General features: G+C 37.9%; 16 protein-coding genes. 12 read left to right on the plus strand and 4 right to left on the minus strand.

Features of this window, described 5'->3' with window-relative positions; translation table 11 throughout:
- The first annotated feature begins 69 nt into the window (after positions 1 to 69).
- Positions 70 to 1,758, plus strand: coding sequence for an asparagine synthase-related protein (locus CTN01_RS07760; RefSeq protein ID WP_045150004.1), 1,689 nt, complete (start codon positions 70 to 72; stop codon positions 1,756 to 1,758).
- A gap of 65 nt (positions 1,759 to 1,823) precedes the next feature.
- Positions 1,824 to 2,366, plus strand: a complete 543-nt coding sequence (locus CTN01_RS07765; RefSeq protein ID WP_045150003.1) for an NUDIX domain-containing protein — start codon at positions 1,824 to 1,826, stop codon at positions 2,364 to 2,366.
- Between the two features lie 46 nt (positions 2,367 to 2,412).
- Here CTN01_RS07765 and CTN01_RS07770 read toward each other — a convergent pair whose 3' ends face one another.
- The gene (locus CTN01_RS07770; RefSeq protein ID WP_045150002.1) at positions 2,413 to 2,823 is read right to left on the minus strand and encodes an META domain-containing protein; all 411 of its coding nucleotides are present in this window, start codon (positions 2,821 to 2,823) and stop codon (positions 2,413 to 2,415) included.
- Positions 2,824 to 3,099: 276 nt separating this feature from the next.
- Here CTN01_RS07770 and CTN01_RS07775 point away from each other — a divergent pair, with 276 nt between their 5' ends.
- The 5 genes from CTN01_RS07775 to CTN01_RS07795 all read left to right on the plus strand — a co-directional run bounded on the left by CTN01_RS07775 (position 3,100) and on the right by CTN01_RS07795 (position 5,891).
- Positions 3,100 to 3,729, plus strand: coding sequence for a fumarylacetoacetate hydrolase family protein (locus tag CTN01_RS07775; RefSeq protein WP_045150019.1), 630 nt, complete (start codon positions 3,100 to 3,102; stop codon positions 3,727 to 3,729).
- Positions 3,730 to 3,825: 96 nt separating this feature from the next.
- Positions 3,826 to 4,041 (plus strand): DUF3820 family protein, encoded by a 216-nt coding sequence (locus CTN01_RS07780; protein ID WP_005364029.1) that lies wholly within the window; start codon positions 3,826 to 3,828, stop codon positions 4,039 to 4,041.
- 37 nt (positions 4,042 to 4,078) lie between these two features.
- Positions 4,079 to 4,600, plus strand: coding sequence for a leucine-rich repeat domain-containing protein (locus tag CTN01_RS07785; protein ID WP_045150001.1), 522 nt, complete (start codon positions 4,079 to 4,081; stop codon positions 4,598 to 4,600).
- A 30-nt stretch (positions 4,601 to 4,630) separates the two neighbouring features.
- Positions 4,631 to 5,014, plus strand: a complete 384-nt coding sequence (gloA2, locus tag CTN01_RS07790; RefSeq protein ID WP_045127976.1) for an SMU1112c/YaeR family gloxylase I-like metalloprotein — start codon at positions 4,631 to 4,633, stop codon at positions 5,012 to 5,014.
- 88 nt (positions 5,015 to 5,102) lie between these two features.
- Entirely contained in the window at positions 5,103 to 5,891 is a 789-nt protein-coding gene (locus tag CTN01_RS07795) for a ParA family protein (protein ID WP_045150000.1), read from the plus strand.
- Between the two features lie 54 nt (positions 5,892 to 5,945).
- On the opposite strand, the gene CTN01_RS07800 is transcribed toward CTN01_RS07795, so the two are convergent.
- The gene (locus CTN01_RS07800) at positions 5,946 to 6,794 is read right to left on the minus strand and encodes a mechanosensitive ion channel family protein (RefSeq protein ID WP_045149999.1); all 849 of its coding nucleotides are present in this window, start codon (positions 6,792 to 6,794) and stop codon (positions 5,946 to 5,948) included.
- A 765-nt stretch (positions 6,795 to 7,559) separates the two neighbouring features.
- On the opposite strand from CTN01_RS07800, the gene CTN01_RS07805 reads away from it, so the two are divergent.
- The 4 genes from CTN01_RS07805 to CTN01_RS07820 all read left to right on the plus strand — a co-directional run bounded on the left by CTN01_RS07805 (position 7,560) and on the right by CTN01_RS07820 (position 12,890).
- Complete coding sequence (locus tag CTN01_RS07805; RefSeq protein WP_208598948.1) at positions 7,560 to 7,712, plus strand: hypothetical protein; 153 nt, start codon at positions 7,560 to 7,562, stop codon at positions 7,710 to 7,712.
- Positions 7,713 to 7,814: 102 nt separating this feature from the next.
- Positions 7,815 to 9,248 (plus strand): helicase HerA-like domain-containing protein, encoded by a 1,434-nt coding sequence (locus CTN01_RS07810; RefSeq protein WP_045149998.1) that lies wholly within the window; start codon positions 7,815 to 7,817, stop codon positions 9,246 to 9,248.
- 148 nt (positions 9,249 to 9,396) lie between these two features.
- Positions 9,397 to 9,945, plus strand: coding sequence for a rhodanese-like domain-containing protein (locus tag CTN01_RS07815; RefSeq protein ID WP_107342130.1), 549 nt, complete (start codon positions 9,397 to 9,399; stop codon positions 9,943 to 9,945).
- 389 nt (positions 9,946 to 10,334) lie between these two features.
- Entirely contained in the window at positions 10,335 to 12,890 is a 2,556-nt protein-coding gene (locus tag CTN01_RS07820; protein WP_045149997.1) for a glycosyl hydrolase family 18 protein, read from the plus strand.
- 184 nt (positions 12,891 to 13,074) lie between these two features.
- Here CTN01_RS07820 and CTN01_RS07825 read toward each other — a convergent pair whose 3' ends face one another.
- On the minus strand, positions 13,075 to 13,497 hold the full coding sequence (locus tag CTN01_RS07825; RefSeq protein WP_005364059.1) for a DUF3010 family protein: 423 nt from the start codon (positions 13,495 to 13,497) through the stop codon (positions 13,075 to 13,077).
- Positions 13,498 to 13,796: 299 nt separating this feature from the next.
- On the opposite strand from CTN01_RS07825, the gene CTN01_RS22750 reads away from it, so the two are divergent.
- A complete protein-coding gene (locus CTN01_RS22750) occupies positions 13,797 to 13,934 on the plus strand; it encodes a hypothetical protein (RefSeq protein WP_167335203.1) in 138 nt (45 codons plus the stop codon).
- 60 nt (positions 13,935 to 13,994) lie between these two features.
- Here CTN01_RS22750 and CTN01_RS07830 read toward each other — a convergent pair whose 3' ends face one another.
- The gene (locus CTN01_RS07830) at positions 13,995 to 14,345 is read right to left on the minus strand and encodes a hypothetical protein (protein WP_005364069.1); all 351 of its coding nucleotides are present in this window, start codon (positions 14,343 to 14,345) and stop codon (positions 13,995 to 13,997) included.
- Between the last annotated feature and the right edge of the window lie 78 nt (positions 14,346 to 14,423).

The following is a 14,423-nucleotide window of genomic DNA, read 5'->3' on the forward strand; positions in this document are numbered from 1 at the left end:
AAAGCGTTATGTTTGAAAAAAGTTGGTTTATTTTTTGCAGATATTCATTATTCACAGTGGGAGAGATGAATGAGTATTGTTGCAGGTGTGATTTCAGAATCTTGGACTTCAGATTTATTGCTCATAAAAAAAGAGATCGCTCAACATTTATCGCGTAATCCAACCGATATAAGGCATGAGTATTTCGATAATCATTTGTATTTTTGCCGAGTCGCCATTGATTGTCATCGAGAATCGAGCTGGGCTGAAAATCATTTGCGTTTTTCAATGGTACTTGGACATACCTTAATGTCTACTTCATTAACTCAAGATGTTAATACTCTTTTGCAGCAGAGCCTCTCAAATTTTCCACAATTATTGGCTAAGGCTCAAGGTACCTATTGCGTGTTAGATTATAACAAGCAACGCCGTGAATTAACCATTTTCGCCGATAGTTTAGCAATACGTCCGCTTTATTATATGAAGTATAAAGGGAGCGTGATTTTTAGTTCATGTTTACGTTTATTCGATGAATTAAGTGTGACGTTAACAACCAACCTAGCTGGGGCGACTGAATACGCCGTAATCGGTTATCCACTTGGCAATAAAACCCAATATAATGAAGTGTACTCTATACAACCGGGAGAAAAATTAACCTTAACAAGTACTTCACTTATTAAAGAGCGGTACTTCCGTTGGTCAGATATGCCGTTTAATAGTATTAATGATAATGAGGGAACACTTCAGTTAGATCATGCTTTTAAACAAGCGGTCGATCTAGCAATAGGTAATGATCTTCATGCGATCAGTACACTGTCGGGTGGGTTAGATTCTCGTGTAATTGTTGCTGAGTTGTTAAGGCGTGAAATAAAATTAGAGTGTATGAACTTTTCCTATCAACGTTCTCAAGATGAGGTTTATGCCGAAGTTTTTGCTCAATGTCATGATTTTCCACTGCATATTGTGAATGTCAGTGATACCCAAGAGCAGAGTATTGAGCAACGTTTAGGGCATTATTGGCGAGCAACACAATATCCATTTTATCAGCAAGTGGAGAGGCCTAGGCTAGTATGGTCGGGTAATGGTGGCAGTGTATGCATTGGTATGGTGTTTTGTGATGACAATATTCTCGCCGCATGTGCCAGTGGTGATCCTTTTGCTGTAGCAAAAGCATATTTAAAACATCAGCATGCTTATATTCCTAAAAGAATGGTAAAACAAGGTGCGAAATTGCAGCGGCAATTAGAGCAAAATATTGTTGAATGCTTATGTCAGTACTCACACTTACCTCTAGATAAAGCTTTTCAACTCTTTTTATGGGAAAACGATCAACATCAACATATCGCTCCTGCACTAGAAGATATGGATAAATTTCGATTAGATTTTCATTTACCGTTCTACAGTAAAGCGATGCTGAAGGTGATGTTTGCGTTACCCGTTTCCTCTGCAGTAAAACATCAACTCTATATGAAATGGCTGAATCAGTCGTATTCAGAAGCGTTACTTACGCCATGGCAAACCTATCCGGGACATTTACCTTGTCCGTTAAAAAATAATCTATTACCGCCGTTAAGCCAGTGGCAGTTAGCGTCTAATGTTAGAAATAAACTGGATCTGCTGAAAATAGGTGTCAGCACCTTATTTGATGAGAAAGGTGAGTTTTATAATCGTCATTATTTAGGGGCTAATTGTATTCTAACAGCATTAGGTTTATACCGTGGCGAATCGACTTTGAATGTTGTTAAGCGTATGAATCAAGTCCTGAAATCCCCTCATTAGTAATCATAGGCAGAGTTAGCTAAAATACGCAGCCTAGTTATCGACAGTGATGAGTTCTGCGTTATATGCGATTTTTAAAACTATCTGTTCACCCTGATCTTTCCAATATTGACTTTAATACAACGGACTTAGCTATATTTCAACGCGATGCTGCAAGAGCCATTGTATTACATGGTGAAGATATTTTGATGTTATACACAGAGCGTTATCATGATTACACCTTACCTGGTGGTGGCATTGACGCTGGAGAAGATAAAGTCGAAGGATTGATTCGAGAATTACAAGAAGAAACCGGCGCAAGAAATATTCGAGACATTAAAGCGTTTGGTCAATATGACGAATATCGCCCTTGGTACAAGTCAGATCATGATGTGGTTTATATGAAATCATACTGTTACGTTTGTACTATTGATAAAGAGTTAGGCGCAACTCGCTTTGAAGATTACGAAATTAAAAATGGCATGAAGCCGGTATGGATCAATATTTTTGATGCGATAGCGCATAATGAAGAGACGATTAAACATTCTGAGAAAAAGGGGATGTCGATTGAGCGTGAAACCTTTTTATTGAAACTGATAGCAGAAGAGCTAATAACCGTTAACGCATAAAAAACGGAGGCATTGAGCCTCCGTTGTATTGAGATTAATCGGTGAATTATTTCACTTTCTTAAATGTCACGGTGTGACGTTCAGAGCTGATGATCAATGTGTTCTGGTTCACTAGGTAATCTGATGGACCTGTTAGCATTCTTTTTACGAATCCATCAACAATAGCTTGTTCGTTTTGAATACACATTTTACGGGTCGATGCTAAATTTTTAGTCAGTAAATTCTGACCAGTTAGTGTTAGCTTGCCTTTCAATGTATTACAACCGTGGTAAGTGACGGTTAAATTATTATCAATCACTAATTCTGGCTGCTTAGGTAATACATCTACAGGCTCTGAATGCCCATCAATCGCCATTACTGCCCATGTGCTTGGAAGCGCAGCAGCATCTTTAGGAGAAGAGCTACAACCAGTTAATAGTGATGTCAGTAAAAGTGTACTTAATAAAATCTTTTTCATTATATTTCTCATGTCGTACAGCAAGAAGGTGCGTTAGATACAGATGTTGACGATGATAAAAAGACAACGGTCAATAGTCAGATGTGTCAATAATAACGCAATGTTGTTCTGTGTCTTGCTTACAAAAGTCAGATGAACATTAAAACTAAACAAGCCATGAAGTGTGACAAATAACCGTAAAAATGTAAACGGCATCTTTTTTTATTTATATGTTTTTATTAATTCATAAATATATGAATAATAGGTGTAATCATGATTATTAAGGATAATTATTTAATGCAGAAGGTTACGCTAAGTTCACCCACTGGAGATAAGTATATAACACCATCAAAAGTGGTATGTGTTGGTCGAAATTACGTTGAGCATATCCACGAGTTAAATAATGAAATTCCTACGCAACTTGTTTTGTTTACGAAACCCAATTCTGCTATTTCTCAACAACTCAAAGCTAAGCATAGTAACGATTCGGTACATTATGAAGTTGAAATTTGTTTTATGTACCAACAAGGTCAGTTTATGGCTGCGGGAGTGGGAATTGATTTAACAAAACGTGAATTGCAAGCGACCTTAAAACAGAAGGGCTTACCGTGGGAACGAGCAAAAGCGTTTGATGGGTCCGTGCTTTTTAGTGATTTCGTGCCACTTCCTAATATTGCTGATACGGAATTTGAAGTGGTGTTTGAACAACAACAAGACATTTTACAGCGTGGCGTTAGCTCTCAAATGATCACAAAACCTGCGGCTATTTTGCAGGAGATCCAATCATTCATGACATTAGAAGATGGTGATATTGTTATGACGGGGACACCAAAAGGTGTCGGCGAAGTAAATGCTGGTGGGCATTACACTGCAAGCCTTTATATTGATGGGCAGAGAGTGGTCGCCCAGTCATGGGATGCGGCATAGCGTTATAATAATCTGATTTTTAATTTACAAAAATTTCGCATATTTACAGCTAAGCATTGTTACAATACTTAGCTGTTTTTCTATGTGAAGAAAGTAATGTTTCAGCAAGAGCATGTGATTAAATTAGCAAATATGAAAATGCCGTTTGGTAAGTACGCCGGTCGAATCCTTATCGATTTACCTGAAGAGTATTTATTGTGGTTTCAGAAACAAGGCTTTCCTGAAGGTGAGTTAGGTATGCTGATGGCTTTGGCGCTTGATTTTAAAATTGAAGGTCTAGAAAGCGTGATTCGACCATTGCGCAAAGACTAAGCGTCGTTTCAATACAGATAATAGAAAAGATTTTTAAATGAAAAAAGTACTCTCATCTATATTACTGTTTTTTGGTGGATTGACACTGTCAGGTTGTGCCCAGCATTATGCGGTAATCAGTGATATTCCGTTTGCTGATGCTAACTTTAAACGTTGCGTCATTTTGCAAGGTAAAGCATATAGTGAACAAATTACTGAGTTGAAATGTGACGGTTTACATATATCAAAAATTAAAGAATTGAGTAATTTTCCGAACTTACAGCAGTTAGATTTAGCGAATAATCACTTAACTCAGCTTGATATTAGTCATAACCCTAAATTAGAGCTGCTTAGTGTTGAACATAATCAGCTTAGCAAATTGAAAACTAAATATAATAAACAATTAAAAGTGCTAAATGTAAGCTTTAATAACTTAACATCTCTTGACGTGAGAAAAAATAAAGAACTCACGTATTTAAATTATTCGGGAAATCATATTAAAGATGTTGATATTAAAAATAATCCAAACTTATTAGCACCTTATGATAAAATCTATGTCACTAATGGCCCATCTAATTAATTTTTTCAAAATCAGTAAGGAAGTCATTTTATGTTTAACGGGATACATCATGTTGCGATCATATGCTCTGATTATCAGCGATCTAAGTACTTCTACAGTCAAATATTAAAACTAGAGATCATCAATGAAACTTATAGAGCGCAACGCCAGTCGTACAAACTAGATCTACGTTTACCAGATAATAGCCAAGTTGAACTGTTTTCTTTTCCCGATGCTCCCCAAAGGCCCAGTTATCCAGAGGCTCAAGGGCTACGCCACCTAGCGTTTTCAGTTGATGATGTGGAATCTGTTGTGGCATATCTAGTTGATCATGATATTGAAGTAGAAGCTATCCGCGTTGATGAGTTAACGGGAAAGAAATTTACTTTTTTTAGCGATCCTGATGGATTACCACTTGAGTTGTATCAGTCTTAACTTTGAGAAGTGTGGGTTTTTAACTAACAAATATATGCATATAAAGGTATATTGTGTTGGTTAATAATTAAACATTGGAAGGGATGTGATGCGCAGAATTATATTTAATCAGAAAGGTGGGGTGGGTAAATCAAGTATTACCGTAAATTTAGCAGCTATTAGTGCGGCGAAAGGGCATAAGACATTAGTGATAGATCTCGATGTCCAAGGTAATTCAAGCCACTATTTAGGGTATGATATTAACCAAAAGGGCGATAAAACCATTGCTGATTTACTCAATCAAACTGCCTCTTGGTTTTCAATGGCATCACCAACACTGGATTACCCCCAACCGACCGATTATGACAATTTATTCCTCATTCCATCGAGTCCCAAATTAGATAAATTAGAGCCAGAATTAGAACGCCGCTATAAGATCTATAAGTTACGCGAAACTTTAGATGAATTAGAAAAAGAATATGAACATATTTATATTGATACCCCGCCAAACCTAAATTTTTATACTAAGTCGGGATTAATTGCGGCGCATAACTTATTGATCCCATTTGATTGTGATAGTTTTTCACAACAGGCATTGATCAATTTAATGGATAACTTAGCAGAGCTTCGAGACGATCATAATCGTGAGTTATCATTAGAAGGTATTGTGGTCAATATGTTTAATGCTCAGGCAAACTTTCCTCGTCAGATTATTGAAAGTGTTAAAGAGTTAGGCTTTCCAGTCCTAGAGCCTTACCTACCTCAATCGATCAAAATGAAAGAATCACATTTTCAACAAATTCCGCTTATTCATTTCTTACCAAAACATAAGTTAACCGAGCAATTCTCTCTATTACATCAACAATTAAGTAATGTTAAACAAGCCGTTAAAAATTAGCAGTCTTTGCCATTACTTAAAATAAAAAAGAGCGAGATTGATACTCGCTCTTTTTTAATAATCATCTTTTTGGGGAAAATACTTTTCGTATTCTTCCATAAAATCTTGTCGAATTTCTTGCTCTAAATGCGTTGCTTGCTCAGTTGGACAAAATAACATGAAGTGAACAATTTGTTCTCCTGTCGCACCACTACTGATATGGATGTGTGGTTCTGAGCCGGGTAAATCAACACCTGCATGTTTTTCTATCATGCTGTTATAGCGACGAGCAACGTCAATAAAATCTTCACAATGGTGCTCTATTTTTTTGACCATAGTTGGCAGTAAAGGATAGAGGTTGAGAAAATTGGGTACTACGATAGAAAAGTTATGGTAAACATAACGCTTCATAAAATTAAGGTTTTTTACTGGGTAAGTGAAAAACATGCTATTGGGTAAGGTTGCTGTTTTTCCGGTGTAATGATACTGACCATGATGAAGATCGATCTCTTGGATTACCGTTGCCATCATATTGTGTTCGATGACTTCGCCACATAACTTGCCCACTTCAATCCAGTCACCGATTCGAAACGAACGTGAGCTTGCGCGTTGAATTGCCCCTGTAATACAAAGAATAATTTCTTTCGATGCGACAACAATGGCAACCGCGATCGCTGTGACAGATAATGCAAACTCATTAATTTCTGAGCGCCAAAGGATGAAGAGTAAAAGGATAAGAATAGAAAAGGTGCCATTTTTGGTTCGAGACATCCATTTTCGTTGTTCTTCTGAAAGAAAGAGTTCTTCCCCCCGAATTTTGGTCAAAACCAGACGACGGATCAGTGAAATAATCACAATGATCAGAGCACTTAGTAGTAATTTGTGTGCGATGAGGAAATTAATAACTTCCATAACCTTATCCATCGTTATTCCTTTTTATCTCAATACATCAATAAAGAGTTATATCAAAAAAAACAGATGAATGTGTTAGAGAAATCAAAACTTTACAGAAGTGGGTATAAGATAAATAGGTATTTGAAAATGGTGTATAGAGAAAGAGAGATAAAAAAAAGAGCGATAAGCTCCTTTAAAAAGATGATGAGATCTTATTTATTATCGCGTTTGTATAATTCAGTAAAAGAACGTTGGTAAGCGACGGCAATTTTTTTGATGATGTTCTTAGTCATAGTTACAACCTGATACTGTATAAAACGAGATAAAAGTAATTAAAAAAGTAGATTTAGAGGCGTTTGACTCTCTTGTTGACGCGCATTATACGTATGTCATAAATTCGGGGGAATGAAAAAAAATAGAGATTGAGATTAGTTTTACTAATGTATTGTTTATTATCTGCTTGGTTAAGTTTATTTAATTAAAAATCAATATCTTATTTTTATCGTTTACCGTTTTATTAGTGTGTAAGTTATATATTTCCATAGGGAGTTAATACTTTATTGATAATTTTAATTGAGTTTTAATTGTTAACTTAATATGAGTTTTTTGATGAAAGTAGCCATGTTAAAGGAAATAGTAAGTGAAGTGTTCAAAAGAGCATGTTAATTGGTTAGATTTAGAGCTTTATATCCATGTTAGTGTTTTCATTGGGTGTTTTTTATACGGAGGTGATGGTGAACAAAAAAGTATGGACACAGCTCTGAAGCCATAGCACAAGCATGTAATGAGTTTGTGGTGTTTAGCTCAGTAACGGTTGCCTCTTTATTTGCTGGCTGGCTTAATAACACGGTTGGTTGGTATCAGCTTAACCTTATCGTCATTCCATTCATGTTCGTCATTATTGCCATGTTATTTATGTTTAAACCTAAATTAATTGTTTCGTTTTAACTTCAAAAGTAACGCTATGTTTATGATTATTTATCGTAATTTTAAGAACTTCAGTCTAAGTTTGATTAGGATAGAATCATAAAATGTAGAGAACCTCTGAGTATGAAAAGTGACATAATTCTTATCGGTAAGGGCGAAAACAAAATAGGGATCCACCCTAAATATGCCAATCGTCATGGTTTTATTGCTGGAGCAACAGGTACAGGTAAAACGGTAACCCTTCAGTGTTTAACTGAGGGTTTTTCATCCCTTGGTGTGCCCGTTTTTCTTGCTGATGTAAAAGGCGACTTATCAGGTATGGCGAAGGCTGGTACTGATAACGCAGTTGTTCAAAAACGTTGTCGTGAAATTGGAATTGATGATTTTCAATTTACTTCTTTTCCCGTTGAGTTCTGGGATTTGTTTGGGAAAGAAGGGGCAAAAATCCGCGCCACATTAGAAGACATGGGACCGCTATTATTAAGTCGTTTGTTAGATTGTAATGATGTCCAAGAAGGATTAATTAATTTAGCGTTTGAATATGCAGAAGAAAACCAAATGCCGATGCTGGATTTGGATGATTTTTCTACCGCACTAAATTACTTAGGCGATAACTCAAAACAACTAGGTGGGATGTACGGACGTATCAGTAAGTCCTCTATTGCTGCTATTGAGCGGCGTTTATTGGGCTTTAAACGTCAAGGTGGTAGCGAGTTTTTTGGTGAGCCAGCATTGGATTACCATGATTTCATGAAAACAGCCGTAGATGGTCGAGGCATTATAAATATTCTGGATGCCAGTACTTTGATCCAATCACCAAAGTTGTACTCAACCTTCTTATTATGGTTGTTGTCTGAGCTTTATGAGAACCTACCGGAAGTCGGTGATCTTGATAAACCTAAATTTGTGTTCTTTTTCGATGAGGCTCATCTACTGTTTGATGATGTACCGAAAGTCTTCTTAGATCAGATTGAGCAAGTGGTACGTTTGATTCGTTCTAAAGCGGTAGGCATCTATTTTGTAAGTCAAAATCCAACCGATATTCCAGACTCAGTATTAGGACAATTGGGTAATCGTATTCAACATGCGCTACGTGCCTATACCCCAAAAGAGAGAAAAGCCGTAAAAGTTGCAGCTGAATCATTTAGGGATAACCCAAATTTAGATGTTGTTAGCTTGCTGGGTGAATTAGGCGTAGGTGAAGCATTAGTATCAGTATTAGGAGAGGGCGGTGTGCCATCGGTAGTTGAACATGTCACAATTCGCCCTCCGGAGTCGCAAATTGGTCCTATTAATGCTGATAAGCGCATTGAAATGATAAACACCAGCCAGTATTTTCAGCAATATAAAGTAGCAGTGAATCGTGAGTCAGCCCATGAAATATTAAACAAACGCACAGAGCAGAAAAAGCAACAAGCTGAACATGAGAAACAGGAACGTGCAAGTATTCGAAAACCTCGTCGCTCTCAGCGTCAAATATACACTGAATCGTTTATTAAAACCTTATTAAGGCAACTTGCGAATGCAATCGTAAGAGCGTTATTCAAGCGGCGTTAATTTTATGACTCAATCTCTTCTGTGTTATCGACAAAAGGGAGGGTGTAAATCTTATATTGTTGTCGATAAATATGTTACTGCGACCATGGCTTTTTTATAAGAAAAGCGTAAGGTCTTAAGCTTCTATTTTTAAAGGACAATAGTAGACGTGCATATTTTTACAGATAGAAAAAAAATCCTGATTGATACGCGAAGTTCTGATGAGTTCTTAGCGGGTCATGTTGAAGGTAGTGTATTTATTGGATTTGGCGGGAAACAATTTAAATGGTGGCTTGAATTAATGCTACCGGATAAAGACATTCAATTAGATGTTATCGCCTCGCCTAATTATCAAGATCAAGTAAAAGAAACATTGCAAGCACTAGGTTATACCCATATCCGTTTTCAAGCACTTGAAGGAACATTGTCTCAAGTTGAACACATATCTGCTGAAACGCTAGTAACGAAGGCATCAGAGCTAAATATTTTAGATGTGCGTGAACAAGATGAAATAGCAAAAGGTGCGCTACCTAATGCTGAGGCATTACCGTTATCCGATATTTTGCAAGGCAAACTGCCTTCAGAGAAAGATAACTTTGTTGTCCATTGTGCTGGCGGATACCGTTCTTTGATTGCTATCTCATTGCTGAAATTACTACGACAATGCCATTTTATTCAAATTGATGGCGGTCTCTCTGCAATTAAACGCCATATGTAACCGTTTTATATAAACCAAAGTCATTGATAAATAATATTTATTGATATTATTTTTTATAAAAGTTATCGATGGCTTTGTTTCTCTCCTTCTAAAAAAACTTTTTTTTCACATAAAAACAGCTTTTCGATGAGCATTTTTATTACGCTCCAAATGTTATCAAAATGTTGTTGATTGTTTGCCTCTTGTTGCAAAATCCATGAAATATACAAATTATTGTACGAATATTTGTGCAAAAGAATTGATACCTGACTTATTTTTTTTGAAAAATAGCCAGTCTCTGAAATGCTGAATACATGTTTCTACTTATAAAAAAAGTCATACCCTGTACCAGACGTAGAAGCATTATATGCTTAATGTTGAGTATAAATTCAAGGATTGAGAGATAGATTATGATTCGATTTAACCTTTGTGCAGCAGGAATATCCCTTGCACTGTCTGGCGCTGCTTTCGCGGCACCTACGGCACCAAGCATTGATCTGTATGGTTCTAACAACCTTCAGTTCTCTAAAATTGAGCTAGCAATGGAAACAACATCTGGCTATAACGACATGGTTAAATACCATGACAAAGCTAAGATTAATGTGAAATTTAACCAATGGAGTGGTAAATCAGGCGATACTTACAACATCTATTTTGATGGTGAAAAGGTAGCATCTGGTCCAATCAAAGGTAGTCAAACCACAGCTTCTTTTGAGTATGAGCAAGGCGGCTTGTATCAAATGGAAATCGAAGCGTGTGACGAAACAGGATGTGCGAAAAGCGCGCCAGCACAAATCACTATTGCAGATACAGATGGTTCACACTTACCTCCTCTAGCAATGAATGTTGACCCAAACAACAAATCATATGATACCGACCCAAGTGTAGTGATGGGTACGTATTTCGTTGAGTGGGGTATCTATGGTCGTGAATATACAGTAGATAACATTCCTGCAGACAACTTGACCCATATTCTTTATGGCTTCATCCCAATTTGTGGTCCAAACGAGTCTGTGAAATCGGTAGGTGGTAATAGCTTCAACGCATTACAAACTGCGTGTAAAGGTGTTGATGATTACGAAGTTGTTATCCATGACCCATGGGCTGCATTCCAAAAGAGCTTTAAGCAAGCAGGTCATGAATATAGCACACCTATCAAGGGTAACTATGCAATGCTAATGGCATTGAAACAGCGTAACCCTGATCTGAAAATTATCCCGTCAATCGGTGGTTGGACATTGTCTGACCCATTCTTTGATTTTGTAGATAAAGCAAACCGTGACACATTTGTTGCATCTGTTGAGAAATTCCTAAAAACGTGGAAATTCTACGACGGTGTTGATATTGACTGGGAATTCCCTGGTGGCGGCGGTGCTGCAGCAGATCGCGGTGATGCGGTTAAAGATGGCCCTGCTTACATTGCTTTAATGCGTGAACTACGTGCGATGCTTGATAAGCTAGAAGCTGATACAGGTCGTACTTATGAGCTAACATCAGCAATCGGTGTTGGTTACGATAAGATTGAAGACGTTGATTATGGCGAAGCTATCCAATACATGGATTACATCTTCGCAATGACATACGACTTCTACGGCGGTTGGAACAACGTTCCTGGTCACCAAACAGCACTTTACTGTGGTAACTTCATGCGTCCTGGTCAGTGTGACGGTACTGGTCTAGATGAAAATGGCGAACCATACAAAGGGCCAGCATACACGTCTGATATTGGTATTCAGTTACTGCTAGATCAGGGCGTTCCTGCTAACAAACTGGTTCTTGGTGCTGCAATGTATGGTCGTGGTTGGACGGGTGTAACACCTGATACACTAACAGACCCAACAGATCCAATGACAGGTACAGGTACTGGCAAACTGACGGGCAGCAAAGCTCAAGGTGTTTGGGAAGACGGTGTTATTGATTACAAAGGCATTAAATCATACATGCTTGGTGCTAACAGCCAAGGTATCAATGGCTTTGAATATGGTTACGACGAGCAAGCAGAAGCACCGTATGTGTGGAATCGTTCAACAGGTGACTTGATCACATTTGATGATGAGCGTTCTGTTAAAGCTAAAGGTAACTACGTTAAATCACTTGGTCTTGCTGGTTTATTCTCATGGGAAATTGATGCGGATAACGGTGATATCCTAAATGCAATGCATGAAGGTGTATCGGGCGCAGTGATTGATAAACCAAACAAAGCTCCAACAGCAGCAGCTGGCGCAGATCAAACTGTTTCAGGTCCTGCATCTGTAGCGCTTGATGGTTCAAGCTCGAAAGATTCAGATGGTAGCATTGTTAGCTATGCTTGGGAGCAAGTATCAGGTACTGCGGTAGCATTAACTGGTGCTGATTCTGCTACAGCAAGTTTTGCAGCTGCAGAGGTAGTAGAAGCTGAGCAATTAACGTTCAAACTAACAGTGACAGATAACAAAGGTGCATCGGCATCAGATACTGTTGTTGTCACTGTAAACCCTAAAGATGTTGTCGTACCACCAACAAACACGGCTCCAGTAGCAAGTGTAACTGCACCACAATCAGCGAACGCTGGCGATGTAGTTGTTGTTGATGCATCAGCTTCTTCTGATGCAGATGCGGGTGATACGCTAACGTTTGATTGGACATTACCAGCTGGCGTTAATGCAACAGTTAATGGTTCACAAGTACTATTTACTGCGGCTGAGTACACGCAAGACACTAACTTAGTCTTTACTGTAACGGTATCTGATGGTGAAGCAAGCTCAAGCGCTTCAGCGACAGTTGTTGTTGCTAAACATACAACGGTAGAGCCACCTGTTGATACATGTGATAACGCATGGGATGCAGCAACAGTTTACACTGGCGGCGACCAAGCGACTAAAGATGGTAAGGTTTGGGAAGCTAAGTGGTGGACACGTGGCGAAGACCCTGCGAAATCTGGTCAATGGGGTGTATGGAAAGAAGTTGGCGTAGCTAACTGTCAATAAGCGTAAAATTAATGAGCTGGTAATAGTGCAGTAACCTATTCATCAGCCATTACAACATGCTTTAGTAATCATCCCTTGAGACGTAATCAGTCTCAGGGGATTTTTTTATTGAGCGGATAAAAAAGGCGCTAAGCATTAAGCAAAGCGCCATTAAAGTATTGATTACATTATGTTAGATAATGTATTAACGGCTAAGGAATGCGTAGCCAGTTGTAAATGCTGCTTCTTGGAATTGACGTAAACCGGTATCACGGAAATCAATCGCCATTGGATTACGTTTTAGCTTTTGCTTAATGTCAGCATTGGTCATGAAGTTAACATCAACATCTGGAATAAGCTGGATAGCCGATTCTAATTTAAAGCCTACTGCGCTACCTGCAAACTTGCCACGCGTTTCACGGTTACGGATCACAACCTTATCTACTTGGTAATCATCCAGTAGTTTTTTAAATGCGAATTGGAAATCACGCATTTGTTGGTTATCTAGAGAATCTTCCATGATGAACTTTTGTGTACGACATTGTGGAATATCGAACATGCCATTTTGAAGTGAAAGAAGGCAAATAACCGCTTCGTTACTACGTAGTTCAACAGCACAAATTTTCATGTTAACACCTGAATCTGAATATTTTGGCGGTTATTGTAGGCGAAAAAGTGATTCGCTGTTAGTACCGATTGCATTTTTCTTATGCCTTTCTATCCAGACGAAGGTTAATAAAATATCGATAAATTAAATAAGGATAATAAAACCAGAAAACTGTTCCATATTTCTATATTTATGACGTTTTAATCAGTGTAATTGCACCGATAATGGTGAAATAGGGAAGGGAAAAATCGCATTTATTCTGTTTTTAGTTACGGTTCTTTTTAGCAAACTGAGTATAGTTTCTAGAGAGGAGAATCGTTATGACTATAACGAATGTGATGTCGCAGTTTTACCTTCAACGTCTTAATGATACTGAAAATAAAGAAGAATATGATGCGATAACCAAAATGCTTACGTTATGTAACTGGGTACCACGTGTTCAAGATGAAGAAGAATAAGTATGTAGTTAGAAACCGCCAATAAAAAGAACGATATTGGCGGTTTAAATTCAATTCGTATTAGCTACGTTTTGCAGGTGTGTACGAACGACCTGCGGCTTGATACGTTTCTTTATCGTTAATTTCAAAGGTCGTGTAGAAGAACCATGCAATGAAGCGCATCAGCTCATCATTAGCATTCATTACCCACTCGGCAAATTCTTCTTCTTCGCCTTGGTCGTTTTCTTGGGTGAAAACGTGGTAAATACGCTGTTGTCCGTCGATTTCAGCAAGACTAAAGTGACCAATCATTGCTGCTGCTGTTTCTGCAATTTCAGGCTCATCGTTGTCTTTTAACGCATTTAGGATCGCTGAAACGCTATCGAGTGCTGCCAATTCTTTTACTAAAATCTCAAATTCTTCTTGTTGCATGCTTAATATCTCTGTGACGTTTTCCGCTATTGTAATCGTAATTAAATCGACGACCTAATTTTTCCATAGAAAGAGGGA

The sequence above is a fragment of the Photobacterium angustum genome (assembly GCF_003026365.1).
GTDB classification, from domain to species: Bacteria; Pseudomonadota; Gammaproteobacteria; order Enterobacterales; family Vibrionaceae; genus Photobacterium; species Photobacterium angustum.

Bases quoted from the DNA above. Each gene is read 5' to 3' on its own strand.
- CTN01_RS07760 (WP_045150004.1), top strand. From the start codon at position 70: ATGAGTATTGTTGCAGGTGTGATTTCAGAATCTTGGACTTCAGATTTA.
- CTN01_RS07765 (WP_045150003.1), top strand. From the start codon at position 1,824: ATGCGATTTTTAAAACTATCTGTTCACCCTGATCTTTCCAATATTGAC.
- CTN01_RS07770 (WP_045150002.1), bottom strand. From the start codon at position 2,823: ATGAAAAAGATTTTATTAAGTACACTTTTACTGACATCACTATTAACT.
- CTN01_RS07775 (WP_045150019.1), top strand. From the start codon at position 3,100: ATGCAGAAGGTTACGCTAAGTTCACCCACTGGAGATAAGTATATAACA.
- CTN01_RS07780 (WP_005364029.1), top strand. From the start codon at position 3,826: ATGTTTCAGCAAGAGCATGTGATTAAATTAGCAAATATGAAAATGCCG.
- CTN01_RS07785 (WP_045150001.1), top strand. From the start codon at position 4,079: ATGAAAAAAGTACTCTCATCTATATTACTGTTTTTTGGTGGATTGACA.
- gloA2 (WP_045127976.1), top strand. From the start codon at position 4,631: ATGTTTAACGGGATACATCATGTTGCGATCATATGCTCTGATTATCAG.
- CTN01_RS07795 (WP_045150000.1), top strand. From the start codon at position 5,103: ATGCGCAGAATTATATTTAATCAGAAAGGTGGGGTGGGTAAATCAAGT.
- CTN01_RS07800 (WP_045149999.1), bottom strand. From the start codon at position 6,794: ATGGATAAGGTTATGGAAGTTATTAATTTCCTCATCGCACACAAATTA.
- CTN01_RS07810 (WP_045149998.1), top strand. From the start codon at position 7,815: ATGAAAAGTGACATAATTCTTATCGGTAAGGGCGAAAACAAAATAGGG.
- CTN01_RS07820 (WP_045149997.1), top strand. From the start codon at position 10,335: ATGATTCGATTTAACCTTTGTGCAGCAGGAATATCCCTTGCACTGTCT.
- CTN01_RS07825 (WP_005364059.1), bottom strand. From the start codon at position 13,497: ATGAAAATTTGTGCTGTTGAACTACGTAGTAACGAAGCGGTTATTTGC.
- CTN01_RS22750 (WP_167335203.1), top strand. From the start codon at position 13,797: ATGACTATAACGAATGTGATGTCGCAGTTTTACCTTCAACGTCTTAAT.
- CTN01_RS07830 (WP_005364069.1), bottom strand. From the start codon at position 14,345: ATGCAACAAGAAGAATTTGAGATTTTAGTAAAAGAATTGGCAGCACTC.